Consider the following 25,376-nt stretch of genomic DNA (forward strand, 5'->3'; position numbering starts at 1 on the left):
TCAGGTGTCTACCTAACAGGGGTCAGGTCCCCTGGCCCTGCTCGTCGTCTGAAACGACAATTCGGATCGCCAGCGGTCGGGCGATTGACGCTGCCGCTGAAGCTCAAGTGTGGGTCGTTGATGGAAGTTACTACCAGGAGGGGGAGAGTGAGGCGGTGGGCTAGATCTCTTTTAGGCGATTCCGCTTGGAGGCGAAGAGAACGCCTCCGCCGGTGATAATCGCAGCGGCAACAAGGTAATACGCCGGGGCGAGTTGGTTGTCTGTTTTGTCAATAAGCCAGGTGGCGATCATGGGCGCTGTGCCGCCGAAGACAGCGTTAGCTGTGTTGAAGGTGAGTGCAAAGCCGGAAAGGCGAACATGGGTGGGGAACTGTTCGGAGAGGAAGGAGGGGAGGACGCCGTCGTTAAGCGCAAGCACGCCGCCCAGGCACACCTGGATGATGATGACCAGGAGAATCCCAGCGCCGTCTAGGAGCATGAAGGCAGGGACGATGAAGAGGCCCATGAAAAGTGCAGCACACAGCATGGTGGTGCGGCGTCCCAGGCGGTCCGAAAGCAGGCCGGTGAGAAGTGCGAAGCCGACATAGAAAGCGGAAGCGACCGACGACGCAATGAAGGCAGGTGTTTCCGCCATGCCCAGCTCCTGGGAAAGGTAGGTTGGCAGGTAAGTCAGGATGACATAGAAACCGATGGCGTTGAGAACTGCGCCCGAGAAGGCAATTGCTAGGGCCTTGGGGTATTTGATGACCTCGCGAAGAGGGGATTCTTCCGTGTCATCTTGATTCTCAAAGCGGGAAGACTCGTCGGCGTTGCGGCGAATCCACAGGCCATAAAGGCCCAGAGGTAGTGCGATGAGGAAGGGGACGCGCCAACCCCAAGAAATGAGAGCATCGTCGTCTAGTACGCCGGTGAGTAAAGCCGCAATGAGGGAGCCCAATAGCAGGCCGGATGCTGTGGCGGAAGGAACGATTGCGGCGTAAATGCCCCGCTTATGCGTCGGGGCGATTTCTGCGAGGTGCGTGGCTGCACCGGCATATTCGCCAGCCGCGGAGAAACCTTGGACCATGCGCGAAAGTAGAAGCAGCAGGGTGGCGGCGAATCCGATGGTTTCGTAGCTGGGGAGGAAGCCGATCACGGCTGTCGCTAGTGACATCATCGTGATCGATACCGTCAGGGTTTGAATTCGTCCGTGTTTGTCACCAAAGTGTCCCCACACTATTCCGCCGAGCGGGCGGACGAGGAAAGAAAGCGCAAAGAGTGCGAATGTCATGATGAGCGCGCGGCGCCCTTCCATCTCCGGGAAGAAGACTCGGGAGATAATGGCCGACATATAAATGTAGGCCGCATAGTCAAACCATTCGATGAAGGTTCCTATGAAGGACGCTTTGATAGCGCTGTGGTGTTGTGTGGAATCGGGGCCTGGTGGTGCTTGGGTTGACGTGGACATAGCTTCCACCGTACAGAAACTATATGTGCTCCACGTCACTTAATTCCTAAACGTTCACGCTTTCCCGCTCGTTCTCGTCAGCGTTCATGATGTCATTGACGCCACCCTCGGCAGCGTCCCAGGTTGCTCGGTCTTGGATGCCGGCGCGCTTGGCGACGATCGTGGCGCACAGAGCCTGACCGGTGACATTGACGGCGGTGCGGCCCATATCGATGATGGGCTCGATGGCGAGCAAGAGGCCGACGCCTGCCAGCGGGAGACCCAGTGTGGAGAGCGTCAGTGTCAACATAACGGTGGCGCCTGTCGTGCCGGCAGTAGCTGCGGAACCAATGACGGAAACGAAGATGATGAGAAGGTATTGGGTCGGGGAAAGGTCAATTCCGTAGAACTGCGCAATGAAGATGGCGGCGATAGCCGGGTAGACGGAAGCGCAGCCGTCCATCTTCGTGGTAGCGCCGAGCGGGATGGCGAAGGAGGCGTATTCGCGAGGCACACCCATAGCCCTCTCCGTAAAGCGCTGGGTAACCGGCATGACTCCCATAGAAGAACGGGTGACGAAACCGAGGGAGAATACTGGCCATACGCGCTTGTAGAAGCCAATGATTGGAATGCGGTTGAATGCGAGGACGGCAGGGTAGACCACAACAATGACAAGGGCGAGCCCGACATACATCGCGAGGACGAACTTGCCCAAGGAGCTCAGCGCATCCCAGCCGTAGGTAGACACGGCTTTACCGATGAGGGCGGCGGTGCCAATCGGGGCGAGACGGATGATCCACCAGAGAACCACCTGGATGACCTTGAGGAAGGATTCGGTAAAGCGCAGGAAGGGATCGGCTGCCTTGCCAGCCTTGACCGCTGCGATGCCCAGAGCCAAAGAAATGACAAGGAGCTGAAGGGCGCCGAAGCTGAGGGAGACTTCGCCATCACTCAGGGAAGCCTTGAGTCCAAAGAAGTTGGCGGGGACGAGTTGCTGGAGGAAGGCGGTCCAGGACCCAACGTTGGAAGGATCGGCGGCGGTGGAGGCGTCGACAGTTGTGCCCACTCCGGGCTTCATCACGAGGGCAACGAGAATGCCGGCCAAGACGGAGAAGAAGGCCGTAATGGCGAACCATACGAGGGTGGAGATTGCCAGCGAGGCGGCGTTAGCCACCTTGCGCAGGTTGGCAACCGAGGTGACGACGGCCGCGAAGATGAGCGGCGGGACCATTACTTTGAGCAATTGGACGTACGCGCCGCCGACGCCGGACAAGGTATCGGAGAGCCACGAGGACTCCATGCCGGAGGCGATGAAGCCGAGAATGAGGCCGATAATGAGGCCGGCGATGACTTGGGCGCCAAAGCCGGTGGCCCACGAGGGCAGCGTGCGCGAGGATGCGCGGGAGGAAGTGTCGGACACGAGATTTTCCTTCTAGACAGTGTTGTATAGAAATGGACCATTTGGTTCGGTAAAGTCATACCGATCGGTTCATTAGAACATGTAACACCGTACGCTGCCCAGAAATTCCCCCGCAAATTATGGGATGCGCTTGGTCCACTCGTCGTTGAGGAACTTGGTGTCGACGAGGTGGCGGGCGGCGGCTAGGGAGTCGTCGGAAAGCTCGGCGTCGACGGCGCCGTAGCGGGTAGCGAACTCGCGTGCCATGGTCTCGATGATTTCCTCGCGGGGCACGCCGGTTTGGCGGCGCAGCGGGTCCACGCGCTTCTTTGCGCTGGCCAGGCCCTTGGAGGAGACCTTGACCTTGCCGATGCGCAAGACTTCCATCATCTTGTCCGCATCGATGTCATAGCTCATCGTGGTGTGGTGGAGCACCGCACCTTTGCGGCGCTTTTGCGCGGCACCGCCAATCTTTCCGCCGTCCGAGGTGATGTCATTAATCGGCACGTACCAGGCGTTGACGCCAAGCTTGCTCAGCGTCGCGAGTACCCATTGGTCCAGGTACTCGTAGCTAGCCTCGTAGGAATAACCGGCCACGAGCGAGTCTGGGGCGTACAGGGAATAAGTCACGCAATTGCCGCCCTCCATGAACATTGCGCCACCACCGGAGATTCGGCGTACTGGAATGATGCCGTGCTTGTCGACGCCCTCCTGGTCCAACTCATTGGCATAGGACTGGTAGGAACCGAACACGACGGCACGGTCTTCCCATTCCCAGAAGCGCAGAGTGGGGCCACGCTTTCCTTCAGCGACTTCGTTGAGGAGGACTTCGTCAAGGGCAACGTTGACTGGGGTGGGCAGAACCCCTGGGCGCAAGATTTCCCAGTTGTGATCCGTGAAGTCGGTACCGCCTGACAGCGCGCGCTTGACCGTGACAGCTAGGTGATGGGTATCAAAGCCGTGGAGAGCTACGGGTGAATCGATTCGCGCAAGCGCGGCATCGAGGCGGGACTGGATGTCCTCGGTGCTTGTGGCGGTAGTGATGCCGACCAGCGCTGGGGCTAGTGCCTCGTAGGCTTCCTCCGGTTCGAGGAAGAAATCACCGGAGACCTTGGCTGCGGTAACGGTGCTGTCGGCGTCAATATCGAGATCGACAACGAGTAGCTTGCCGCCGGGGACTTTGAGTTCGAAGTGTTTAGTTTGGTTCATGGTGTTCAGGGTACTCAGATATGGCGGTGTGATGATTGGGAAAGTAGACCATTTAACGAATCTGAAAACTGGGGTGGGGGTAGCTAACATTTATTGGATTTGCCTGTGGGGGTAGTAAAGGGTTGCGTAGAGGGCTGTTGTTGAGTGCTATGTTGCGAGCGCAAGTTAATGGCTTTGAGTCTCGGCTCGGGTGTGGGAGCGGGATGGCGGGCTAACGGGCGTTTGAAATGCTCAATTAGTCTGTAATCCAATCGTTATAGCTAATATGACCTGCGGCTAAGCGCGATTTTGGCACAAGAAGGGGTTGCTGCGGTGGCGCATTGTAGTTTCGTCCGTATGGTGGGTGGCGACGCAAACGAAATAGCAAATCGTCCCCCAATTTCCTTTGACTTATGGGGGTAGAAGTTAAAGCTATGGTTTGCCATCTCAATATAGACCAAATGTAGAAAGGTTTAGAGAAACAATGGGTAAGAACATCAAGGATCTGTTTAACGCAACCGCATACGACAAGGCCGGCGAGAAGCTGGGCTCTGTCAAGGAGGTCTTCGTCGACGAGCAGTCCGGTCAGCCGACTTTCGTTGAGGTCAACCATGGTCTGTTCGGTATGAGCTCCAGCTTGGTTCCGCTCCGTGGTCACGATTTCACCGGTGATGAGCTCAAGCTGGCTTTCTCTAAGGACCGCATCGAGAACGCGCCGGATTTTGACTCCGATAAGCCGCTGACTCCTGAGGCGCAGGCGGACATCTTCAAGCACTACGACCTCGAGAACGCACAGGACGTAACCACCTACCGTGACGAGCGTGATGAGCGCGCTGGCGTTGCCGGTGCTGGCGTAGCTGGCGCTGGTGTTGCCGGTGCTGGTGCAGGTGCACACGCTAAGGATGAGACCGAGCGCGCCGCTGTCTCCGACAATAGCGTCACCAACAACGAGGGCGAGGTTATCCGCTCCGAGGAGCGCTTGGACGTCAACAAGGAGCGCGTGGCCACCGGCGAGGCGCGCCTGCGCAAGTACGTCGTGACCGATACCGAGACCGTCGAGGTTCCGGTTGAGCGCGAAGAGGTTCGCGTCGAGCGCACCCCGATTTCCGAGGCTGACGCTGCCAACTACACCGGCACCATCGGTGATAACGGCGCGGAGGAAGCCTCCGTCACCCTGCACGAAGAGCGCGTGAATGTAGAGAAGAAGACCGTCCCGGTGGAGAAGGTTAACCTTTCCAAGGAGACCATCAAGGACACCGAGACCCACACCGAGGATCTGCGCAAGGAGCAAATCGATACCGACGGCATCACCGAGACCCGCAAGTAATCTCGGTTAAGGGCTAAGAGGCTGGAGCTGCAAAGCTCCAGCTTTTCGCGTTTTGGGTTTGTTCAGTATTTTCTGGTCTTGAACAGGGTGGAAAACGCAAGGCCAAGCCAGTAGGTTTGAATCATGTCACGTTTTAGCCCACTGAATTGGCCCGTTGTGCGCCAAATCCGGAACAAGGATGCCTTCGGCCGCGACGTGTCCACGCAGTCGGCTAAGAGTGAAGACCTGCGCGGACGCACCGTTGACGCGGACCGCGTCGTCCAGTCGGTCTGCCCCTACTGCGCAGTGGGTTGTTCTCAGCGCGTTTATGTCAAGGATGACCGCGTCATCCAAATCGAGGGCGACCCAGATTCCCCGATTTCCCGCGGCCGCCTGTGTCCCAAGGGCTCTGCTTCTGAGCAGCTTATTAATTCCTCGACACGCATCACCACGATCAAGTACCGAGCTCCCTATGCCACCGAGTGGCAGGAGCTCGACGAAGAAACCGCGATGGATATGATCGCGGACCGTTTCGTGGAGGCGCGCGCGAGGCACTGGGAGGACGTCGATAAGCATGGGCGTCGTCTCAACCGCACCATGGGCATTGCGGGCCTGGGTGGTGCGACGCTGGATAATGAGGAGAACTACCTTATCAAGAAGCTGTTTACCGCCACCGGCGCCATTCAGGTGGAAAACCAGGCGCGTATATGACACTCCGCCACTGTTCCTAGTCTAGGAACGTCGTTTGGCCGCGGCGGCGCAACCCAACCGCTGCAGGATATGGCGAATGCGGACTGCATCGTCATCGAGGGTTCTAATATGGCGGAATGCCACCCCGTGGGATTCCAATGGGTCGTGGAAGCCAAGAAGCGTGGTGCGCGCATTATCCACGTGGATCCGCGCTACACACGTACGTCTGCCTTTGCGAACCGTCACATCGGCATTCGCGGAGGCACGGACGTGGTGTTGCTCGGCGCGATTATCAAGTACGTGCTGGATAATGACCTGTATTTCCACGATTACGTGGTGAATTACACGAACGCGGCGTCGATCATCTCGCCGGATTTCCAGGACACCGAGGATTTGGAGGGCTTGTTCTCCGGGTACGACGCAGAGAAGGGCAAGTACGTCACGGACTCGTGGCAGTACGTGCGAAAGCCTGAGGGCTCCTCGTGGAACGTGGAGAAGGACATGACGCTGGAGGATCCGAACACGGTCTTCCAGATTCTCAAGCGCCACTACTCGCGCTACACCCCGGAGATGGTGGAGGAGACCTGTGGCATTTCGCCGGAGGACTTCTACTACTTGGCGGACTCGATTGCGCAGAACTCCACCCCGGAGCGCACCACGTGCTTCGCCTACGCGCTGGGCTTTACACAGCACACCCTGGGCGCACAGTTCATCCGTACCGCGGCGATCCTGCAGCTGCTCATGGGCAACGTGGGACGACCTGGCTCGGGGATCATGGCTTTGCGCGGGCACGCCTCGATTCAGGGATCGACCGATATTCCGACCCTCTTTAACTCGCTGCCGGGCTACCTGCCCATGCCGCACGCGGATCAGGAGACCTGGGAAGATTACCTGGATTCCTTCCGGCAGGAAGACCAGAAGGGTTTCTGGCAGCTGGGTGAGAACTACGCGGTCTCGCTCATGAAGTCCTACTGGGGCGACGCCGCAACCAAGGAAAATAACTGGGGTTTTGACCTCATGCCGCGCCTGTCCGGTGCGCACTCGACGTATGAGACCTTGTTGGCCATGCTGCGCAAGGAGGTGGAAGGCTACTTTGTCTTTGGCCAGAACCCGGCGGTGGCGCAGTCCAACGGCGGCATGCAGCGCCGCGGACTGGCCTCGCTGAAGTGGCTGGTTGTCCGCGATTTCCAGGAGATTGAAACGGCAAGTTTCTGGAAGGATTCGCCGGAAGTCAAGAACGGCGAGCTCAAGACCGAGGAGATTGCCACCGAGGTCTTCCTCATGCCTGCGGCAACGCACGTGGAGAAGTCCGGAACTTTTACCCAGACTCAGCGCATGGTGCAGTGGCGCTTCCAGGCGACTCCGCCGCCGGGCCAGGCCCGCAGTGAGGCGTGGTTCTTCTACCACCTAGGCAAGAAGATTAGGGAGCGCTTGGCGGATTCGACTGATCCGCGCGATCTGCCGATCAAGTCTGTCACCTGGGACTACACCGAGGATGAGCACGGCGATCCAAGCTCGGACGAGATCTTGCGCGAGATCAACGGCTACTACCTTGATGGGCCTAAGAAGGGCCAGCTTTTGCCGGCCTTTACGGAGATGCGGGCCGACGGTTCCACCTCCGGCGGCTGCTGGATCTACACCGGCGTGTATAAGGACGGCATCAACCACGCCGCGAAGAAGGTCCCGGGTTCGGAGCAGAACGAGGTGGCACTCGAGTGGGGCTGGGTCTGGCCGGCCAACCGACGCATCCTGTACAACCGCGCCTCCGCCAAGCCGGATGGCACTCCATGGTCGGAGCGCAAGAAGTACATTTGGTGGGACGAGGACCAGGGCAAGTGGGTCGGCGATGATGTCCCGGACTTCCCGGTGACCAAGCGCCCGGACTACGTCGCGCCTGTCGACGCCGTCGGCCCCGATGCCCTCGATGGCGACGATCCGTTTATCATGCAGGCCGACGGCCTGGGTTGGCTGTTCGCGCCGAAGGGGCTGTCCGACGGTCCTCTTCCGACCCATTACGAGCCCCAGGAATCGCCGGTGCACAACGCGCTGTACAAGCAGCAGCAATCGCCGACGCGCCTGACTATCAAACGCGCGGACAACCTTTCCCGCCCCGAGCCAGGGGAGCGGGGCGAGGACGTGTTCCCGTTTGTCTTCTCCACCTACCGTCTGACGGAGATGTACACCTCGGGCGCGATGTCGCGCCGCTTGCCTTACTTGGCGGAGTTGCAGCCGGGGCTCTTCTGCGAGGTGGACAAGGAACTGGCCGCCAAGCGTGGATTGGTCAACGGCGAGTGGGCCACCATCGTGTCCCCGCGCGGCGTCATCGAGGCTCAGGTTTTGGTGACGGACCGCATGGAGATGCTCACCATCAATGGTGAGGACTTCCACCAGATCGGCTTGCCGTATCACTACGGAGAATCGGAGACCACCGAGGTGGCCGGCGATGGCGCCAACGACTTGTTGGGCCTGACCCTAGAGCCGAACGTGTTCATCCAGAACTCCAAGGTGGGGGCATGCGATATCCAGCCGGGCCGCCGTCCGCGTGGCGAAGCACGCGTCAAGCTGTTGCGCGAATACCAAGAGCGGGCGCACCTCACTGTAGATTCGGGTAACCGGATCCTCGATGTCTCAGACGCTTTCAGCACGGAAGAGAACACTGCTTCTGCAGAAAACACTGGTGATGATTCCACAGCTGGCAACGAAGCAGACTATGAAGGCAAAGAAAGCTAAGGAGGACTAATGGCTAATCTTTTCACCGAAAAGGCTGATCGGCATGGCTATGGGTCCTATCAGCGCATGGCGTTCTTTACCGATACGTCCATTTGCATTGGGTGTAAAGCCTGTGAGGTGGCCTGTAAGGAGTGGAACCGCAATCCGGTGGAAGGCTATGCGGTCACCGGCGATTCCTATGACAACACCGGCTCGCTAGGTGCGAATACCTGGCGCCACGTGGCCTTCATTGAGCAGAGCAATGACCGTATCCAGCACGCCCGTGAGGAAGGGCGCAAGCTTGTCGCGCTGGGTATGCCCACAACCTCTGCACCAAGCGTCACCCCAGATACCGATGATTTTCGCTGGCTGATGTCCTCCGACGTGTGCAAGCACTGCACCAATGCTGGATGCTTGGACGTGTGCCCGACGGGCGCGCTCTTTCGCTCCGAGTTCGGCACCGTCGTGGTGCAGGATGATGTGTGCAATGGCTGCGGTACGTGCGTGGCCGGGTGTCCCTTTGGCGTCATCGAGCGCCGCGATGACGGCGGCGTGACGCTCAAGGCGGACAAGACCGCCACCGTGGATTATGAGGTCCCTGACCACGCGGGTGTGAACGTGCTGGCAAAGCTGAAGCAGCTGAAACCCCAGGGGCCTGACCACATGCCGGGGCAGGCGATGCCGATCAAGAACTTGGGCGTGGCCCAGAAGTGCACCATGTGTTATGACCGCCTCAAGATCGGCGAGCAGCCCGCGTGCGCCAAGACGTGTCCGACGGATTCCATCCAGTTCGGCCCTTACGAGGAGATGCTCGCTGCCGCGCAGGAGCGTGTGCGCGTCCTGCACGAGCAGGGGCTGACCGAGGCTCGTCTCTACGGTGCCAATTCCCAGGATGGGGTCGGTGGAACGGGTTCTATTTTCCTCTTGCTCGATTCCCCAGAGGTCTACGGGCTGCCGCCGGATCCGCGCGTGCCCACGGCGGATTTGCCGCAGATGTACAAGACCGCAGTGAAAGCTATCGGAGGAATGGCGCTGGCCGTGGCCGGCGCATTCATGTTGGGAGGCCGCAAGTGAGCGAGTTCGATGAGTACCGCCCGCCGCAGGAGCCTAGGCGCAGGCGAGGCGGCGGCAAGAAGCGCCGGCGTGGAAGAGTCGGCGCTGGCGCGCAGGACGGCTCCAAAGAAGAGCGTATGGCGGAGGACTTCGAGTTTTCCTCGTATTACGGCAAGCCCGTAGTCAAGGCCCCGCCGTGGGAGTGGCCCATCGGCGGCTATCTCTTCCTCGGCGGCGTGGCCGGCGGTTCTGCGATGTTGGCCGCCGGTGCCCAGGCCACTGGGAACGCACCGCTGAAACGCTCGACGCGGATGACGGCTTTCTCCGCGGCATCGGTAGGGTCGGTCTTTTTGGTGCTCGACCTCGGCCGCCCAGAGCGCCTGCTCAACATGTTCCGCGTCTTCAAGGTGACCTCGCCGATGTCCATCGGCTCGTGGATCCTGGGCAGCTTCGCTTCCGCCGCGGCCCTGCCGGCGGTCGAGGAAGCGGACGAACTGGTCGGCGGTGTGCTGCCGAAGTCGCTTCGCCGCCTCCTCGATAAGGCGGCGGGTCCAGCAGGCGCTGTCGCCGGCGTGCTTGGTGGCCCGCTGGCGGGCTACACGGCGGTGCTGTTGGCCAACACGTCAAACCCGACGTGGAATGACGCGAAGAAGCATCTGCCTTATGTGTTCGTGTCCTCGGCCTCGGCTGCGGCGTCGGGTGCCGCCATGGTCTTTACCCCGGTGGAGAATGCTGGTGCGGCACGAGCGCTCGGTATCACTGCCGCGGCGACCGATCTGGCCGCGACCCGTGTCATGGAAGCGAACATGGAGCCAGAGCCTCTGCGCCCGCTGCACGAAGGCACACCCGGGAAACTCATGAAGGCCTCCGAGGCGCTCATTGCCGCGGGCGGGGTGGGAACCGCAATCGCGTCGGTCACAAAGTCGCGCGCGGTGTCGGTGGTCTCCGGCCTGGCGCTTCTGGCGGGTTCTGCCTGCACTCGTTTCGGCGTGCTCAATGCGGGGTTGGAGGCGGTGAAAGATCCGTCGACAAGCATCGGCCCGCAGAAGCGCCGTGCTGAGGCCCGCCGCCAGACAGAAGGCCTCACGCACTCGACGGTGACTAGCGGATAGTAATGCGCGCCTCACCCGTCACGGTGCGCCCAATGACCGGATAGCCAGGAACCTCGCCGATGACCAGCAGGCCACCCGAGGTTTGGGCATCGGCGAGGAAGATCAAGTCCTCTTCGCTCAAGTCTGAGTCGAGGTGGGGGCGGACCCAATCCAGGTTGCGGCGCGAGCCGCCCGGGATGAAGCCCTCCGACAGGGCCTCCATGGCGCCGTCCACCGCAGGAACAGCGGAAAAATCCAGCTCCGCACCAATACCGGAGGCGCGGCACATCTTGTAGAGGTGGCCCAGAAGCCCGAAGCCAGTGACGTCCGTGGCCGCGCGCACGCCCGCGGCTACGGCGGCCGCGGCAGCGTCGCGGTTGAGCGTGGTCATGGAATCCACCGCGGCCTGGGAGACTTCACCGGTGGCCTTGTGCTTGTTATTGAGGATGCCCACACCGATTGGTTTGGTCAGCGTGATGGGCAGGCCCGCCTCGGCGGCGTCGTTGCGCATAATCTTGTCGGGGTGGACGATGCCCGTGGCAGCCAAACCATACGTGGGCTCCGGGGCAGTGATGGAGTGTCCACCAGTAATGGATATCCCCGCCTCGCTGGCCACATCCATGCCACCGCGCAGGACTTCGCGCAATACATCAAGACCGAGCTTCTCGCGCGGCCAGCCCACGAGGTTGATGGCGGTGATGGGAGTGCCGCCCATGGCGTAGACGTCGGAAAGCGCATTGGCTGCCGCCACCCGGCCCCAGTCATAGGGGTCGTTGATCATCGGGGTGAAGAAGTCCGCGGTGGAGATGACCGCGAGGCCGTTTGGGATGCGCACGGCGGCGGCATCGTCGCCGTCGTCAAGCCCGACCAGCACGTTGGGGTCCGCGGTGCCCACGAGGCCCGCGACGGCGGATTCGAGCTCTCCCGGGGGGATCTTGCAGGCGCAGCCGCCACCGGCGGCAAAGGAGGTAAGTGTGATGTCAGACATGGGGGTTATTCTAGCCGCGTGTATGGTGAGCAGACGGAGGCGTACGTGTCCTGGTGGGCGCCCCGGTCTTCAAAACCGGTGAGGCCGAGCATCTCGGTCTGGCAGGTTCGATTCCTGTCCGTCTCCGCCATTAGCGCAGCTAGGAGGAACTTTGATGACTGACCCCCGCCGCTTCATCCCGAAGATGGATGAGATCCTCCAGTACCCAGCGGTGCAGGACGCCCACCAACGATTGGCGCCGCATTCGGTCCGCGCGATCATCGACGCCGTGCTTGCCGACGCCCGCTCCGGCTCCCTCGACCCCACCCGCATTCAAGAGGAGCTGGCCGACAGACTGGAAGCAGGGCAGCCCTATTCCTTGCGCCGCGTCATTAACGCCACGGGCGTGATCATCCACACGAACCTGGGCCGCGCCCCTTTGCCGCCGGCAGCGGTAGATGCGCTCGTGGCAGCAGCTGGCTACACGGACGTCGAGATGGACTTGGACAGCGGCCTGCGCTCACGGGATAGGGGCCGTGGCGCGGTCGACGCTGTCTTGGCTGCCTGCCCCGGCGCGGAGGATGCACTGGTGGTCAACAATGGGGCATCCGCGCTGTTGCTGGCGACCGCCGCCTTGGCCCCGGGCAAGGAGGTCATCATTTCCCGCGGCGAACTTATTGAGATTGGTGCGGGCTTCCGTCTGCCGGAGCTCATCGAGTCCACGGCCACCCGCTTGCGGGAGGTGGGCGCGACGAACCGCACCCACGTGGCGGACTACGAGCGGGCGCTCGGGGAGAACACCGGGGCGATTCTCAAGGTGCATCCCTCGAACTTCTTGATCAGTGGGTTTACGTCTTCTGTGCCGGTTGCAGACCTGCGCAGACTCACAGATCTGCCGCTCATCGTGGATATCGGCTCAGGGTTGCTCGCACCCGATGAGGTGCTTCCTGAGGAACCCTCCGCCAGCGAGGCTCTTCGGGATGGCGCGGACGTAGTGCTCTTCTCGGGGGATAAGCTCCTCGGCGGACCGCAAGCCGGCGTGCTTGTGGGAAAGAAGGAAGCGATCGCCGCGTGTAAGAAACATCCGCTGGCGAGGGCGGTGCGCATCGACAAGCTGCGGCTTAACGCGCTCGAGGCCTCCCTTGCCACTCCCTCCAACGCCGTGCAGGATGCGCTGCACACTGACGCTAAACGTCATCGCGAGCGTACCGAGAAGGTCGCCGCGGCGGTGGGCGGCGAGGTTGTCGAGCATGCCGGGCGTGTGGGCGGCGGCGGGGCGCCCGAGGTACCGCTGCCGGGCTGGGCTGTGGCGTTGCCAGAGGAGCTGGCGCGTCCACTGCGGTTGGGCGAGCCTCCTGTGGTGGCACGCGTGAACCAGGGACGCTGCCTGGTGGATGTGCGCTGCGTGCCGGAGGCGCAGGACGCGGAGCTTATTGCTGCGATTCAGGCGGTGATGTAGGTGTACGTTGTGGCGACCGCCGGGCATGTGGATCACGGAAAGTCGAGCCTGGTGAAGGCGCTGACGGGAATGGAGCCGGATCGTTGGGAGGAAGAGAAGCGGCGCGGCCTAACCATTGACTTGGGCTTCGTGTGGATGAAGCTGGACTCCGGCGCTGACGTAGCTTTTGTCGATGTGCCGGGGCACGAGAAGTTCCTGGGCAACATGCTGGTCGGGGTGGGGCCCGCGCCGGTGGTGCTCTTTGTCGTGGCGGCCGATGAAGGGTGGCAAGCGCAGTCCACCGACCACCGGGATGCCCTGCGCGCCGTGGGAATCGAACACGGCGCGGTGGCGCTGACCCGCGCGGATAAGGCAGACGCTGCCCGCCGCGCTGAGGTCACCGCGCAGGTCAAGGCAGAGCTGGCGGGAACAGCGCTTGCCGACGCTCCCGTGGTCGAAGTCTCCGCAAGGACCGGCGAGGGCGTCGAAAAGCTTCGCGCCGAGTTAGACCAGGTGCTCGCCGCTATGCCCGCGCCGGATTGCCAAGCACGCGTGCGGTTGTGGGTCGATCGCGCCTTCAGCGTGAAGGGTGCTGGCACCGTGGTGACGGGAACGCTGGCGGCGGGGACTGTCTCGGTGGGGGATGAGATGGAGCTTGGCGGGCAACTCGTGACGGTGCGCGGTGTGCACAGTGAAAACACGTCGGTGGACAGCGCTGGTCCGGTTACGCGTGTAGCGCTCAACCTCCGTGGGGTGGCCGCGGATGAGGTTCATCGTGGGGATGCACTGCTGAGCCCAGGTCGCTGGCGGGTGCTCGATACCGTGGATATTCGCCGCACCTTTGGCACTGAGATGGCTGAGCTTCCCCAGAACCTCGTGGTGCACATTGGCACGGTGGGGGTGGGCGCGCGTTTGCGGCCTTTAGGCGGTGAGTTCGCGCGGTTGACACTGGAAAGCCCGCTACCTCTCACGTTGCTCGATAGGTTTGTAGTGCGCAGCCCCGGCGGGCGGCACGTAGCGGCGGGCTTCGAAGTCGTGGACGTGCACCCGGCTGAGCTGAGCAGGCGTGGTGATGCGAAGAAGCGCGCAGCTGAGCTAGAAGCTCTAGAGCCGACCAACCCGTCCGAGTGGCTCAAACGCTGCGGCTACGCTGCACACGAAGAACTCGTGCGCGATGGCTTCTCGGTGGAGGAAAAGCCTGCCGGAGTCATCGAGTTCGCTCAGTGGTGGATTGCCGCACGACAGGTGACCGCGTGGAAGAATGCTCTCGTTTCGGCTGTGGAAGCACATGCCGCAGCGAACCCACTTTCCCCAGGACTGACGAAAGCAGCGGCCATGGACGCGCTGAACCTGTCAGAGCCGGCCCTGCTGGGCCTAGCAGTAGCGGCAGCCAAGCTCGAATCGGTCGATGGCGTGCTGCGCGTGCCCGGTCAGTCCGTCGACCTGGGCCCCGCGGAGAGGGGAGTAGCTGAGCTCGAGCAACGCCTGCACGCCGAGCCTTTCGCTGCCCCGGAGGCAGAAGAACTCAAGGAACTAGGACTGGGCCCCAAAGAGCTCGCCGCTGCCGAGCGCGCCGGGCGTGTGCTCCGGTTAGACAAAGGCGTTGTGCTTTTGCCTTCCGCTCCTCGCGAGGCACTCGAAGTTGTCTCTACGTTGGAACAGCCTTTCACCCTCTCGGAGGCGCGCCAAGCCCTGGGGACGACGCGCCGGGTTGCCATCCCGCTCTTCGAGCACCTCGATGCCACCGGCGCGACCCGCCTAGTCGACGGCAAGCGCTTCGCATTCGGGCCAGGGGCAAAGGAACCAAAGTAAAGGCACCATTTGTCGCCGGTTTTCGGATAAACCCCAGGTCAATGAATTAGCGTAAGTGCATAAGGTGCCAGTTAAAAGGTGCCTTTGGTGGCCATTGAGAAAACTTTGAAGGCGCAAGTGTCTTCATTGGCTTAGCGGTGACCGTCATTGACGGTCTCCGTTATGTTTTGTAGGGTGAACCCATGATCCAGTCTTTCGGTAACCGTGATACCGAGCTTGTCTGGTTACGCGAAGCGTCGCCGCGGATTGATTCGAGAATCCACAAAACTGCTAATAGAAAACTCCATCAGCTCGATGCTGCTGTTTCGCTGAACTCCTTACGTATTCCACCGGGCAACCGCCTCGAAGCTTTGAAAGGTGACCGGAAAGGAACATTCAGTATCCGAGTCAATCAGCAGTGGAGGATCACCTTCCGCTGGACCGAGGCCGGCCCAGCGGACGTTGTTATCGAGGACTATCACTAAGGACGGTTATGAGTACTAAGCTTTATCCGCCGATTCACCCCGGCGAAGTGCTTAATGAAGATTTCATCGAAGCTTTTGGGATTACCCAACACCAACTGGCTGTAGAAATTGGCGTCCCGCTGCGGAAGATTAATGAGATTGTTCACGGCAAGCGTGGAATCACCGCAGATACCGCTCTTCGGCTAGGAAAGTACTTCGGAATCGAACCGCAGTATTGGCTCAACCTGCAAAGCCGTTATGAATTGGAGGTGGCTGAGGATGCCGTCGCTGATGAAATCGATGGCATCCGGCCCCTCGGGGCGGCTTAAATTCAGCGGTTAATAGCGAGAGCGATTGGACTGGGGGCGTCCGCCAGAAGCAGAGCGGACTGAATGGCGGCTGCCTAGGTCAGGATCATCGCTTCCCCAGGAGTCTTCGGCCCAGATCGCAAAATCGCGATCGGCATAGCGCTCTTGTCGGGTGGCAAGGTGCTCCATCCTCTGCGCATAGCGTTTCTTCGAAGCATTAACTTCGTCAGCTTTAGAGCCTGTAGAGGATCGATTTCTGCGATTGTTGTGTTGTTTGCTGGGCATGATGAGTTCCTGAGCTTCTGAAACGGTGAGCTAGCGTAAATAAGACCCTACGCGAGAGGTGGGTTTAGCAGCCAGGTCGCGGCCGACCAACAGGGGCAAAGGAACCAAACTAGAGGTACCATTTGCGGGCGGTTTTCGGAGAAATCCCAGGTCAATGAATTAGCGTAAGTGCATAAGGTGCCAGTCAAAAGGTGCCTTTGGGGGACGTGAAGGCACGCGATCCGGTGGGCAGAGGTGAGGCAAGAGGATCCGCAGGCGTGGTGAACTCCCAATCGGCGTCAGGGTCGAGTGCCGGGGGGATGGCGGGCTTCTCCGGGTCGAGCGGCAACGGCGGGACCGCGGGTGCGAAGAGCTCAGCAGCGTCTGCGGGGTCGAGGGGAAGGTCCACGGCGATGCGCCCTCCAGCCGCATAAGCGCGGGCAGCGAGGGAAGCCCCGGACTGGGAAGCAGCTGCGAACGCGGCGGCCAGCGCCGGGGCATCGGAGAGCTCCGCGCACGGTCCGAGGACGAGGTTGTCGTGGGTGGCGAGGACGGTGCCGTCGAGAAGCGCAAGCGTCACAAAGAGCTGCTCGGTTCCCATCTCGCGCAGCTGGTGCGCGGTGAGCTCACCTTCCGCGACGCAGACAAGCGCGCCGTGGCCCCCGCTGAGCAGGGCAGTACCCGCCGGTTGATTGTTTGCGGAAATCATCCACGGGTCGAGTCCCAGGGCAACGGCGACCTCCACCTCGCCATCAACAATCTCGACGGTGGCTTGCGTCGTTGGAGTCATCGCCGCAGTGCGCAGACGATTGAGCGCCTGATACCCGGAGGACTCCTCGCCATCGAGCGCGCCCAGAAAACCGAAATCCGAGCGCACACGCCAGCCTCCCGTGGTGGGGTCGGGGAGCAAGGACACGTCGACGAGCGCAGGCTGCTGCGTCAACCCCGGGATGCTCAGCGCGGTGCCGAGGCTAAGATGCTCGAGAATCGCGACGTGCTCAACACCAAAGTAAGACGGAGCCAGCGGATATAGCGCCATGGTTGCGACAGTCACCTCAAGAGTCAGATGGGATGCGATGGACTTCTTTCAAGCTTACGCAGAGGCCGGGTTAGACACGCTATAGTTTGCCACTATGGACTTAGCCACCATCGCGTTCGCTTTCAGCCTTGTGTTGCTGTCTGGCTTGTCGACGTCCATCGGAGGCGCCCTCGCCGTAGGCAAGAGAGAACCTGGCCCGAAGTTCATGGCCGCTGCCCTGGGCCTGTCCGCGGGCGTGATGCTCTACGTCTCCTTCATGGAAATCTTGCCGGAGGCCCTGAAGAAACTAGAAAGCACCCTCGGGGACGAAGCGCGCGCCACCTGGACGATGATGGCGGCATTCTTCGCGGGCATTGCGATTATCGCCATCATTGACCGCCTGGTACCTGAAGAGATCAACCCGCACGAGCCGGCCACGACCGAAGAAGAGGCGCGGCGCAAAAGGCTGATGAAGACCGGCATGTTCACCGCCTTCGCGCTGGCCATTCACAATTTCCCTGAGGGCTTCGCCACGTTCCTCTCGGGACTTGAAGCTCCAGAGATCGCCATCCCCGTTGCCGTGGCTATCGCCATTCACAACATCCCCGAGGGCATTGCGGTGGCGGTACCCCTGCGCAGCGCGACGGGCTCGCGGAAGAGGGCCTTCTGGTGGGCCACGCTATCTGGCTTGGCCGAGCCCTCGGCGCTCTCATTGGCTTCGCGCTGCTGATGCCATTTATCGGCCCGATGACGTTCGGCATCAGCTTTGCCGTCATCGCCGGCATCATGGTGTTCATCTCCTTGGATGAGCTTCTGCCCACGGCAGAGGAGACCGGCGAACACCACTGCGCCATCTACGGGCTGATAGCCGGTATGGCGGTGATGGCTGTTTCGCTCGCGATGTTTATCTAAGGTTTATTTCACGCGCTCCGCGGTGGCCTTGACCGCCATGACAATGGAGACGATGACTGCGCCCAGAATAAAACCACACAGCATGGACAAGGCAGTATCTGCCGTCCAGGCGAGTGCGCCGTTGCCGATGCTTTCGGTGACGTGGTGGATGAAGCCATAGGGTTGCTCGGCGCCGAACTCGCTCAGACCCTTGACCACGATGTGGCCGCCGACCCACAGCATGGCGGCGGTGCCGATAATGCCGATGATCTTGAGCACGATAGGCATTCCCTTGACCAATGCGGTACCCAGGGCAGAGTCACCATCGTGACGCTTGAGCAGGGCGACGCCGATGTCATCCATCTTGACTAGAAGCCCGACGGCGCCATAGACACCCAAAGTGAGAAGCACGCCGACGGTGACCAGGGCACCGAGGCGCAGCCAGAAGGGCTGATCAATGACCTCGTTGAGGGAGATCACCATGATTTCGGCCGACAGGATGAGGTCGGTGGTGATAGCGGATTTCACCAGGGAGTCCTCGGCATCGGGGCCCTTTTCTTCCACGGTCTTTTCGTCCTTCTCACCGCGGTGAAGGACAGCATGGAAGATCTTCTCCGCCCCCTCGAAGCACAGGTACGTACCTCCGCACATGAGGATAGGGGTGAGCGCCCACGGCGCGATCCAGGACAGGATGAGCGCGATGGGAAGGATGATGACCAGCTTGTTGATGAGCGAGCCCTTGGTGATGCGCCAAATCATGGGCAGCTCACGCTGCGGCTTGACGCCCTGGACATATTGAGGCGTGACAGCGGCGTCATCGACGACGACTCCCGCTGCTTTCGCCGAGGTTTTGCCGGCCAACGCTGCCACGTCGTCGACGCTGGAGGCAGCGGAGCGGGCGATCAGGGCGACGTCGTCAAGCAGGGCAAAGAGGCCACCGGCCATGACTCACATCCTTTAAGGTAGGGGAGAAGTACTCACCCTAGGTTACTCGGCAGGAACGAGCTCCACATTTTCTGCCCAAGTAAGGTCCATTCCCAGCGTGCGCAACCAATTCATGGCGTCATCGCCGTAGCGCGTGATGCCCTCGACGGCGGCCAGCGTGCGCTCCATGGCGCGCTCGGCTTCCTCCGCGCTGATAAGGCCGTTGGAGGTGGCGGCGGCTAGCTCGTCGATGTCGAGCACGTCAACCGGCTCGCCGGAGGTGGAGACCAAGTCGACGTAGAGATCGCGGGTGGTCCACACGTCCCCGTCAATGTCGATATCGGCAACGTCGATGTAGAAGTCTTGGTGCACGTCCACACCTTCACGGAAGTGGAAGATATTGGCGCGCAGGCCGAGCTCCGGCAGCAGCCAAGACTCGAGGTAGCCGAAGCGCGGGTGGTTAGCGCCGCGGGCCATGTAGAGGCCAAAGTCGGTGACCCGGTAGGTGTCTACCTCGCGCTGGAAACCTTTCGGGTCGACATTGATGTTGTCGGCCGTATTGAAGGTCTCTTGCTTGACTGGGTGCAGGTCTGTGCTCATTAGTTCACCTCGAGGAAAGCCGCGGTAGGTGGGAAGGAACACGAGGATTCAGCAGTGTTAACCGCACCGGAGAGAACCGCCACGATGGTTCCCTTGCCGGTCGTTGCGCGGCCCGAGACCGTGGTTGGCCCATCGGTGTTGATGCCGTTGTTGAAGAGGGGTGTGGTGCCGAACTGGAAGGTGTCCAGGTTGAACCACTGAACGCGCATGGCGCCCTGCTCTTCAGCGGCGGTCGGGGTGCCCAGGGCGGTGAAGAGGAAGACGGCTTCGCCTTCGCCTGCGCCTGGGGCCGGCATCTCGGTCGGGCCAGGCACGGCGATGGCGGAACCCACCGAATCGCCCTGCCCGCCGATGCACTGCGCGGAGACCGTGGGCCAGTAGAACTGGCGGAAGCCGGGGTTATTTCCCTCCGGCATCGCGACGCCGCCCTCGCCGCCTTCACCAGCGGTGAAGTTGAGTGCGGTGAGGATGGCGCTACGGGCCTCCTGCGGGATCCATGGCTGTGCCGCGAAAGCACGAACGCGCTCCTGCGTCTCCGGGGTGGGACGACCGAGGCTGTCCAGCGGGTTGCTGCTCTGGGGGACGTTCACCAGCGAGGAGAGGTCGGGGGCGCCGGCATGTGCGGGCGTGATGCTGAGCAGGCCCATCATCAGGGCAGCAGTGAGTCCGGCTACGCCGCGACGGGCGGAGCCGGTGGAGTGCTGTTCAGAAAAGGCCATGGAGAATCCTTGCGTGTGGGTGGGGAAGTGACGTCACAGAAACTACACAGTGATCACGTCAGTCACAATAGTATCTGCTGTCACAATATTCACTTTTTCGGCGTAGTCAACTCTTTTTAGCGCCCTACTGTGCGGTATGTCGGTGCTTGATACCAATCTGTTACATCCCGCAGCGCTCTGCGGGATGATGCGCGCGATGCTGCACATCAAAGGGCTAGAGAGTATATTTAAGGGCCGTTCACATCGCTAACGCACCATGCTTTGAAGGAGCACCCCACACGTGAGTAATACTGAATTCCGTAACGTAGCCATCGTCGCGCACGTTGACCACGGTAAAACCACCCTTGTCAACGGCATGCTGGAGCAGTCCGGCGCTTTCGGCGACCATGGCGAACACTCGGATCGCGTCATGGACTCCAACGATCAGGAGCGCGAGCGCGGCATCACCATTCTGGCGAAGAACACCGCCATCCACCGCAAGGGCCTGGGCAAGGACGGCGGGGATCTCATCATCAACGTCATCGATACCCCAGGCCACGCCGACTTCGGCGGCGAGGTCGAGCGCGGTATCTCCATGGTGGACGGCGTTGTGCTGCTTGTCGACGCCTCCGAAGGCCCCCTCCCGCAGACCCGCTTCGTGCTCACCAAGGCACTGGAGGCGAAGCTGCCGGTCATCATTTGCGTGAATAAGACCGACCGCCCCGACGCCCGCATCGACGAGGTCGTCACCGAGGCCCAGGACCTGCTGCTGGAAATCGCCGCCGGCCTCGAGGACGAGGAAGCAGCCGCTGCCGCCGAGGAGCTGCTGGGCCTGCCGGTCCTCTACACCTCCGGCCGCGAGGGCAAGGCTTCCACTGAGAACCCAGGCAATGGCAACGTCCCGAACGCCGATGATCTGCAGGCGCTTTTCGACGTTATTTATGACGTCCTCCCCGAGCCCTCCGCCAAGGTCGACGCCCCTCTGCAGGCACACGTGACCAACCTGGACTCCGATGACTTCCTTGGTCGTATCGCCCTGCTTCGTATCTACTCGGGCACCCTCAAGAAGGGCCAGCAGGTGGCCTGGATGCACTACGACGAGGAAGGGGAGATGCACACCAAGACCGTCAAGGTGGCGGAGCTCCTGCGTACCGTCGGTTTCCAGCGCCAGCCGGATACCGAGGCCATCGCCGGTGACATCGTGGCGATCTCCGGTATCTCCGACATCATGATCGGTGACACCATCGCGGACGTGGAGAACCCGCAGCCGCTGCCGCGCATCAAGGTCGACGAGCCGGCCATCTCCATGACCATTGGCGTGAACACCTCCCCGATGGCAGGCCAGGGCGGCGGCGATAAGCTCACCGCCCGCTTGGTCAAGGCCCGCCTGGACCAGGAGCTCATCGGTAACGTCTCCATCAAGGTGCTGCCGACCGAGCGTCCCGACGCTTGGGAAGTCCAGGGCCGCGGCGAGATGGCGCTTTCCGTACTCATCGAGAACATGCGCCGCGAGGGCTTCGAGTTGACCGTCGGTAAGCCGCAGGTAGTCACCCAGGTCATCGACGGAAAGACGATGGAGCCCTATGAGATGCTCACCATCGATTCCCCCTCCGAGCACCAGGGCGCTATTACCCAGCTGCTGGCCACCCGCAAGGGGCAGATGCAGTCCATGGACGTGCGCGAGGGCGACTGGGTCCGCATGGTCTTCCGCGTTCCCGCCCGCGGTCTCATCGGTTTCCGCACCCAGTTCATGACGGAGACCCGCGGCGCTGGCATCGCCAACTCCATCTCCGATGGCCTCGACGTCTGGGCCGGTGACATCAAGGCCCGGCCGACCGGCTCGCTGGTGGCCGACCGTTCCGGACAGATCACCGCCTACGCCCTCCAGCAGTTGGCGGACCGCGGTGACTTCTTCGTGGAGCCGGGCATGGAGGCCTACGAGGGCATGGTTGTCGGCGCCAATAACCGTGATGAGGATATGGATATCAACATCACCAAGGAAAAGAAGCTGACCAACATGCGCTCCGCCACCGCGGATGCCACCGTCACCCTCGCCAAGGCCCGGACCCTGTCCCTGGAAGAGGCGCTGGAGTTCTGTGGCACCGACGAGTGCGTCGAGGTCGGCCCGAACGTTCTGCGCGTGCGCAAGGTCGATCTGTCCGCCACCGACCGCAAGCGCGCGGCCGCCCGCGCCAAGCAGCTCAACAAGTAGTTCGCTCAGCGCCGCCCCGGGCAACTACAGTGGTAGGGAAAGTTTTCGGAATGTAAAGGTTGTGTGGAGTGGACCGTTTCCTGCCTCGGCTTGGCGTTATCCTCGCAGCCGCCCTGCTTACCGCCTGCCAGGCCAACCCCGGTCCGCCGCCGGTGGTAGATGAGAACGATCGCAGTACCACTCCAACGAATTCCAGCACCACGGCCCCGCCACCTGAGGCAGCACCCGAAGAGGACCTTCTGCCGGAGCGCAGCACCGTGGCGATTGGGGTGGACCCGCTGCGCGGCGGGCTCAACCCACACCTAGTGGCGAACAACTCCGAGCTGGTCAACCAGATTGCGGAGCTGGTCCTTCCTTCAGCTTTCCACGGCTCTGAGATGGATACGGATGTCCTGGAATCCGCAGAGGAGATCGAAGCCCCCGGCAGCATTGCCATGCGGGTACGCTATACCATCGCCGGGCCGGCGCAATGGTCGGATGGCACGCCGATCAGCGGCTCCGATTTTAACTACCTGTGGTCACAGATAACGCGCACGCCGGGCGCGAAGGACGTGGCTGGCTACCGGGCAATTACAGCCGTGCGGACCTCCGGGAATGGGCGCGTGGTCACCGTTGACTTTGCCCATCGCGTGGAGGATTGGCAGAAGCTCTTTGCCAACCTCGTGCCCTCCCACCTCCTGGAAGACCGCGATTTCGCCTCGGCCCTGGCTGACGGGATCCCCGCCTCGGCCGGGCGCTACCTCGTCGCCGGAATGGATCGCGGCCGGGGAATCATTACCCTCAACCGCAACGACCGGTTCTGGGGAGAAGATCCCGCGAATATCGACGTCATTCAGCTGCGCGCTGTGCGTGATACCGCGCAGGCGGTGAACATGCTGCGCTCGCACCAGATCGGTTTTGCTGATATCACCCCGCAGCAGACCACCCTGGAGAACTTGAGCCTGCTCAGCAACGTCAATACCGGTGTGGTGACCCGGCAACGCCAGCTGCGGCTGAACATGTCGGCGGTTGAAGGAGCGCTCGATGAGCAGGCGCAACGCCGTGCGTTGGCCTCGCTTCTCGACACCGACCAACTAGCCCGCCTCGCCACCGGCCGCGCCTCGGAGCTCAAGGCTGGGAACAATCCCTTCGATAGCCACGCGGAGCTCGCCCCATTGCGCGAGCGTGCGGGCCGCAAGCCGGTGCGGATTGCCGTGGATCCCCAGTACCCCACCGCCTTGGCGGCGGCCACCACCATCGTGGACGTGCTCCAAGCCAAGGCCATCGACGCGGAGGTCGTCACCGAACGCTTGACCACGATTACCTCCGACCTGCTCCCGGCGGGCAAGGTGGATGCTGTGGTGGCGTGGGATGAGAACGGCGAGGACGCACTCAGCCTGGCCAGCTATTTCGTGTGCGCGACACCCACGCGCCCGGCGGCAACGTTGTCCGGGTACTGCCCGGAAAACTCCGCCGACACTGCCCTGGGTATTCTCTCTGGCGAGGTGGATTCCGCGACCGCGCAGGAGCGCGTAGAGCATCTCAACAGGGAGGAAGCGCTCTTCGTCCCGCTGCTCAACGAGGTGCGTATCCATGCTTTGGGCAAGGGTATTGTTGGCCCCGGACAAAGCATTGAGGACTGGGACTCCGGCCTCATCAGCGCACCGCAGTGGAGGAAAGATGATGACTAAGGATCTCACCGGCTACCGTGTCGTGGCCGTTCATGCCCACCCAGATGACGAGGTGCTTTTTACCGGCGGAACGTTGGCGGACCTGTCCGCGCGCGGTGCACAGGTCACGGTGATTACCGCGACGCTGGGTGAGGAAGGCGAGATCATCGGCGAGCCCTACCAGGGCCTCGCGGAGACCGATCAGCTGGGAGGGTTCCGCGCCTGGGAGCTTAAGCACGCGCTCGACGCTTTAGGCGTCGACGGCATCCAGCTGGGTGGTTTCGGGCACTTCCGCGATTCCGGCATGGAAGGCTCGCCCGCTCACGAGAATCCGCGGGCCCTGGTCAACCGCGTGGAAGAGGCCGCCGACCTGTTGCGGGGCCACCTTGTCGCGCTGCGACCGCATGCAGTGCTGACCTATGGCCCGGACGGCGGTTACGGGCACCCCGACCATATCGCTGTGCACAAGGCGGTGCATGCGGCTGCCACGCCTGAGCAGCGCATCTGGTGGTCCGTCTTTGAGCGCGCCGCCCACTACCGCGGCCTTGATGCTGTTACCCCTCCGGAGGGCTGGAGCCTGCCCGATAAGGAGTACCTGGATAACTTCACCAATGCTGGCTGCGATGTGGCCTACGAGCTCACTGACGCGGCTCTCAGCGCCAAGCGCGCAGCGATGCTGGCCCACGCCACGCAGATCTGGCTTGCCGACGGCTCCCTCACCACCGTCAACCCTCACGCCGCCCAGGCGGGTTTGAAGGATCCCGCGGAGGTTCCCGCTGCCTATGCCTTGTCCAACCTGCTCACCATGCCGCTGCTGCGCCACGAGTTCTACCAGCTGGGCCAAGGTGAGCCGCAGGATTCATTGCTGGGGGAGAAATGAGCGAGCGCGCAATCCGCACCGACTTCTCCCGCGGCGAGCAAGTAGGGGGCCTAGTGTGGCTCGTCTTAGGCGCACTCTGCTCGCTGACCCTCGAAGTTGTCTATCTCACCGCCCGCGTGCCATGGTTCGACGGGGCCAGCGTGGCTTTTCCGATCACCATCCTCATCGCCTTCTGGTTCAACGGGGTGCTGACCCGCACAGCGCGGCTGTGGAGTGAGAATCCCTACATCGCGGGCTTGCCCGGTTTAGCTTGGGTGGCGGGTTTCCTCGCGTTCATGCTGGGTGCCGCCATCGGGGACGGTAGCTTGCTAGCCAATAATATTCTCAGCCTGCTGCTGTTCGCCGCGGGAATCGCGGGTAGCGTTTGGCCATTTTTCGCCTCGGAGTAGCATACTGTTAGTCGTAGAAAA

General features: G+C 61.8%; 20 protein-coding genes, 1 tRNA gene and 1 pseudogene. 14 read left to right on the forward strand and 8 right to left on the reverse strand.

Annotation, left to right across the window (positions count from 1 at the left end; translation table 11 throughout):
* Positions 1-160: 160 nt before the first annotated feature.
* From HMPREF3009_RS04145 to HMPREF3009_RS04155, 3 genes are all read right to left on the reverse strand, one after another.
* The gene (locus HMPREF3009_RS04145) at positions 161-1,447 is read right to left on the reverse strand and encodes an MFS transporter (protein ID WP_070509652.1); all 1,287 of its coding nucleotides are present in this window, start codon (positions 1,445-1,447) and stop codon (positions 161-163) included.
* A 46-nt stretch (positions 1,448-1,493) separates the two neighbouring features.
* Positions 1,494-2,846, reverse strand: coding sequence for a dicarboxylate/amino acid:cation symporter (locus HMPREF3009_RS04150; RefSeq protein ID WP_070516782.1), 1,353 nt, complete (start codon positions 2,844-2,846; stop codon positions 1,494-1,496).
* A 117-nt stretch (positions 2,847-2,963) separates the two neighbouring features.
* Complete coding sequence (locus HMPREF3009_RS04155) at positions 2,964-4,034, reverse strand: lipoate--protein ligase family protein (RefSeq protein WP_070680187.1); 1,071 nt, start codon at positions 4,032-4,034, stop codon at positions 2,964-2,966.
* Positions 4,035-4,497: 463 nt separating this feature from the next.
* On the opposite strand from HMPREF3009_RS04155, the gene HMPREF3009_RS04160 reads away from it, so the two are divergent.
* The 4 genes from HMPREF3009_RS04160 (at position 4,498) to nrfD (ending at position 10,883) form a co-directional block, all read left to right on the forward strand.
* The gene (locus HMPREF3009_RS04160) at positions 4,498-5,340 is read left to right on the forward strand and encodes a PRC and DUF2382 domain-containing protein (protein WP_070516786.1); all 843 of its coding nucleotides are present in this window, start codon (positions 4,498-4,500) and stop codon (positions 5,338-5,340) included.
* Positions 5,341-5,463: 123 nt separating this feature from the next.
* Positions 5,464-8,739 (forward strand): formate dehydrogenase-N subunit alpha, encoded by a 3,276-nt coding sequence (gene fdnG / locus HMPREF3009_RS04170; protein WP_232760918.1) that lies wholly within the window; start codon positions 5,464-5,466, stop codon positions 8,737-8,739.
* A gap of 9 nt (positions 8,740-8,748) precedes the next feature.
* Positions 8,749-9,792, forward strand: coding sequence for a 4Fe-4S dicluster domain-containing protein (locus HMPREF3009_RS04175; RefSeq protein ID WP_070680193.1), 1,044 nt, complete (start codon positions 8,749-8,751; stop codon positions 9,790-9,792).
* Positions 9,789-10,883 carry an NrfD/PsrC family molybdoenzyme membrane anchor subunit gene (gene nrfD / locus HMPREF3009_RS04180; RefSeq protein WP_070680196.1) on the forward strand — a complete coding sequence of 365 codons (1,095 nt, stop codon included), beginning with the start codon at positions 9,789-9,791 and terminating at the stop codon, positions 10,881-10,883. Before HMPREF3009_RS04175 ends, nrfD begins: the two co-directional genes overlap by 4 nt.
* On the opposite strand, the gene selD is transcribed toward nrfD, so the two are convergent.
* On the reverse strand, positions 10,873-11,850 hold the full coding sequence (selD, locus tag HMPREF3009_RS04185; protein ID WP_070516789.1) for a selenide, water dikinase SelD: 978 nt from the start codon (positions 11,848-11,850) through the stop codon (positions 10,873-10,875). The genes nrfD and selD overlap by 11 nt on opposite strands.
* Before the next feature lie 35 nt (positions 11,851-11,885).
* Here selD and HMPREF3009_RS04190 point away from each other — a divergent pair.
* The 5 genes from HMPREF3009_RS04190 to HMPREF3009_RS04210 all read left to right on the forward strand — a co-directional run bounded on the left by HMPREF3009_RS04190 (position 11,886) and on the right by HMPREF3009_RS04210 (position 15,851).
* Positions 11,886-11,980: transfer RNA gene (locus tag HMPREF3009_RS04190), tRNA-Sec, on the forward strand.
* A gap of 24 nt (positions 11,981-12,004) precedes the next feature.
* Positions 12,005-13,288, forward strand: coding sequence for an L-seryl-tRNA(Sec) selenium transferase (gene selA, locus HMPREF3009_RS04195; RefSeq protein WP_198531111.1), 1,284 nt, complete (start codon positions 12,005-12,007; stop codon positions 13,286-13,288).
* The gene (gene selB / locus HMPREF3009_RS04200; RefSeq protein WP_070680201.1) at positions 13,289-15,079 is read left to right on the forward strand and encodes a selenocysteine-specific translation elongation factor; all 1,791 of its coding nucleotides are present in this window, start codon (positions 13,289-13,291) and stop codon (positions 15,077-15,079) included.
* A 182-nt stretch (positions 15,080-15,261) separates the two neighbouring features.
* Positions 15,262-15,543: a type II toxin-antitoxin system RelE/ParE family toxin gene (locus tag HMPREF3009_RS04205; RefSeq protein WP_049156403.1), complete on the forward strand. Its 282-nt coding sequence runs from the start codon at positions 15,262-15,264 to the stop codon at positions 15,541-15,543.
* Positions 15,544-15,551: 8 nt separating this feature from the next.
* Positions 15,552-15,851, forward strand: coding sequence for a HigA family addiction module antitoxin (locus HMPREF3009_RS04210; protein ID WP_049156400.1), 300 nt, complete (start codon positions 15,552-15,554; stop codon positions 15,849-15,851).
* Positions 15,852-16,299: 448 nt separating this feature from the next.
* On the opposite strand, the gene HMPREF3009_RS04215 is transcribed toward HMPREF3009_RS04210, so the two are convergent.
* Positions 16,300-17,148, reverse strand: a complete 849-nt coding sequence (locus tag HMPREF3009_RS04215; RefSeq protein WP_232760920.1) for a hypothetical protein — start codon at positions 17,146-17,148, stop codon at positions 16,300-16,302.
* 79 nt (positions 17,149-17,227) lie between these two features.
* Here HMPREF3009_RS04215 and zupT point away from each other — a divergent pair.
* Positions 17,228-18,024, forward strand: a pseudogene (gene zupT / locus HMPREF3009_RS04220) (zinc transporter ZupT).
* Positions 18,025-18,027: 3 nt separating this feature from the next.
* Here zupT and HMPREF3009_RS04225 read toward each other — a convergent pair.
* From HMPREF3009_RS04225 to HMPREF3009_RS04235, 3 genes are read right to left on the reverse strand one after another with little or no spacing between them, the layout of a single operon-like run.
* Positions 18,028-18,948: a DUF808 domain-containing protein gene (locus tag HMPREF3009_RS04225; protein WP_070516797.1), complete on the reverse strand. Its 921-nt coding sequence runs from the start codon at positions 18,946-18,948 to the stop codon at positions 18,028-18,030.
* Positions 18,949-18,990: 42 nt separating this feature from the next.
* Positions 18,991-19,527, reverse strand: coding sequence for a ribonuclease FAU-1 family protein (locus HMPREF3009_RS04230; protein WP_070516799.1), 537 nt, complete (start codon positions 19,525-19,527; stop codon positions 18,991-18,993).
* Positions 19,527-20,246 carry an Rv1157c family protein gene (locus tag HMPREF3009_RS04235; RefSeq protein ID WP_070547287.1) on the reverse strand — a complete coding sequence of 240 codons (720 nt, stop codon included), beginning with the start codon at positions 20,244-20,246 and terminating at the stop codon, positions 19,527-19,529. Before HMPREF3009_RS04235 ends, HMPREF3009_RS04230 begins: the two co-directional genes overlap by 1 nt.
* Before the next feature lie 280 nt (positions 20,247-20,526).
* Here HMPREF3009_RS04235 and typA point away from each other — a divergent pair, with 280 nt between their 5' ends.
* From typA to HMPREF3009_RS04255, 4 genes are all read left to right on the forward strand, one after another.
* Positions 20,527-22,437 (forward strand): translational GTPase TypA, encoded by a 1,911-nt coding sequence (gene typA / locus HMPREF3009_RS04240; RefSeq protein ID WP_070680207.1) that lies wholly within the window; start codon positions 20,527-20,529, stop codon positions 22,435-22,437.
* A gap of 68 nt (positions 22,438-22,505) precedes the next feature.
* Positions 22,506-24,107 (forward strand): ABC transporter family substrate-binding protein, encoded by a 1,602-nt coding sequence (locus HMPREF3009_RS04245; protein WP_070680212.1) that lies wholly within the window; start codon positions 22,506-22,508, stop codon positions 24,105-24,107.
* The gene (locus HMPREF3009_RS04250; protein ID WP_070680215.1) at positions 24,097-24,966 is read left to right on the forward strand and encodes a PIG-L family deacetylase; all 870 of its coding nucleotides are present in this window, start codon (positions 24,097-24,099) and stop codon (positions 24,964-24,966) included. The genes HMPREF3009_RS04245 and HMPREF3009_RS04250 overlap by 11 nt, the downstream gene beginning before the upstream one ends.
* Positions 24,963-25,355: a hypothetical protein gene (locus tag HMPREF3009_RS04255; RefSeq protein ID WP_049154368.1), complete on the forward strand. Its 393-nt coding sequence runs from the start codon at positions 24,963-24,965 to the stop codon at positions 25,353-25,355. The genes HMPREF3009_RS04250 and HMPREF3009_RS04255 overlap by 4 nt, the downstream gene beginning before the upstream one ends.
* Positions 25,356-25,376 lie beyond the last annotated feature (21 nt).

This window comes from Corynebacterium sp. HMSC034H07 (assembly GCF_001815175.1).
Taxonomy (GTDB): domain Bacteria; phylum Actinomycetota; class Actinomycetes; order Mycobacteriales; family Mycobacteriaceae; genus Corynebacterium; species Corynebacterium hiratae.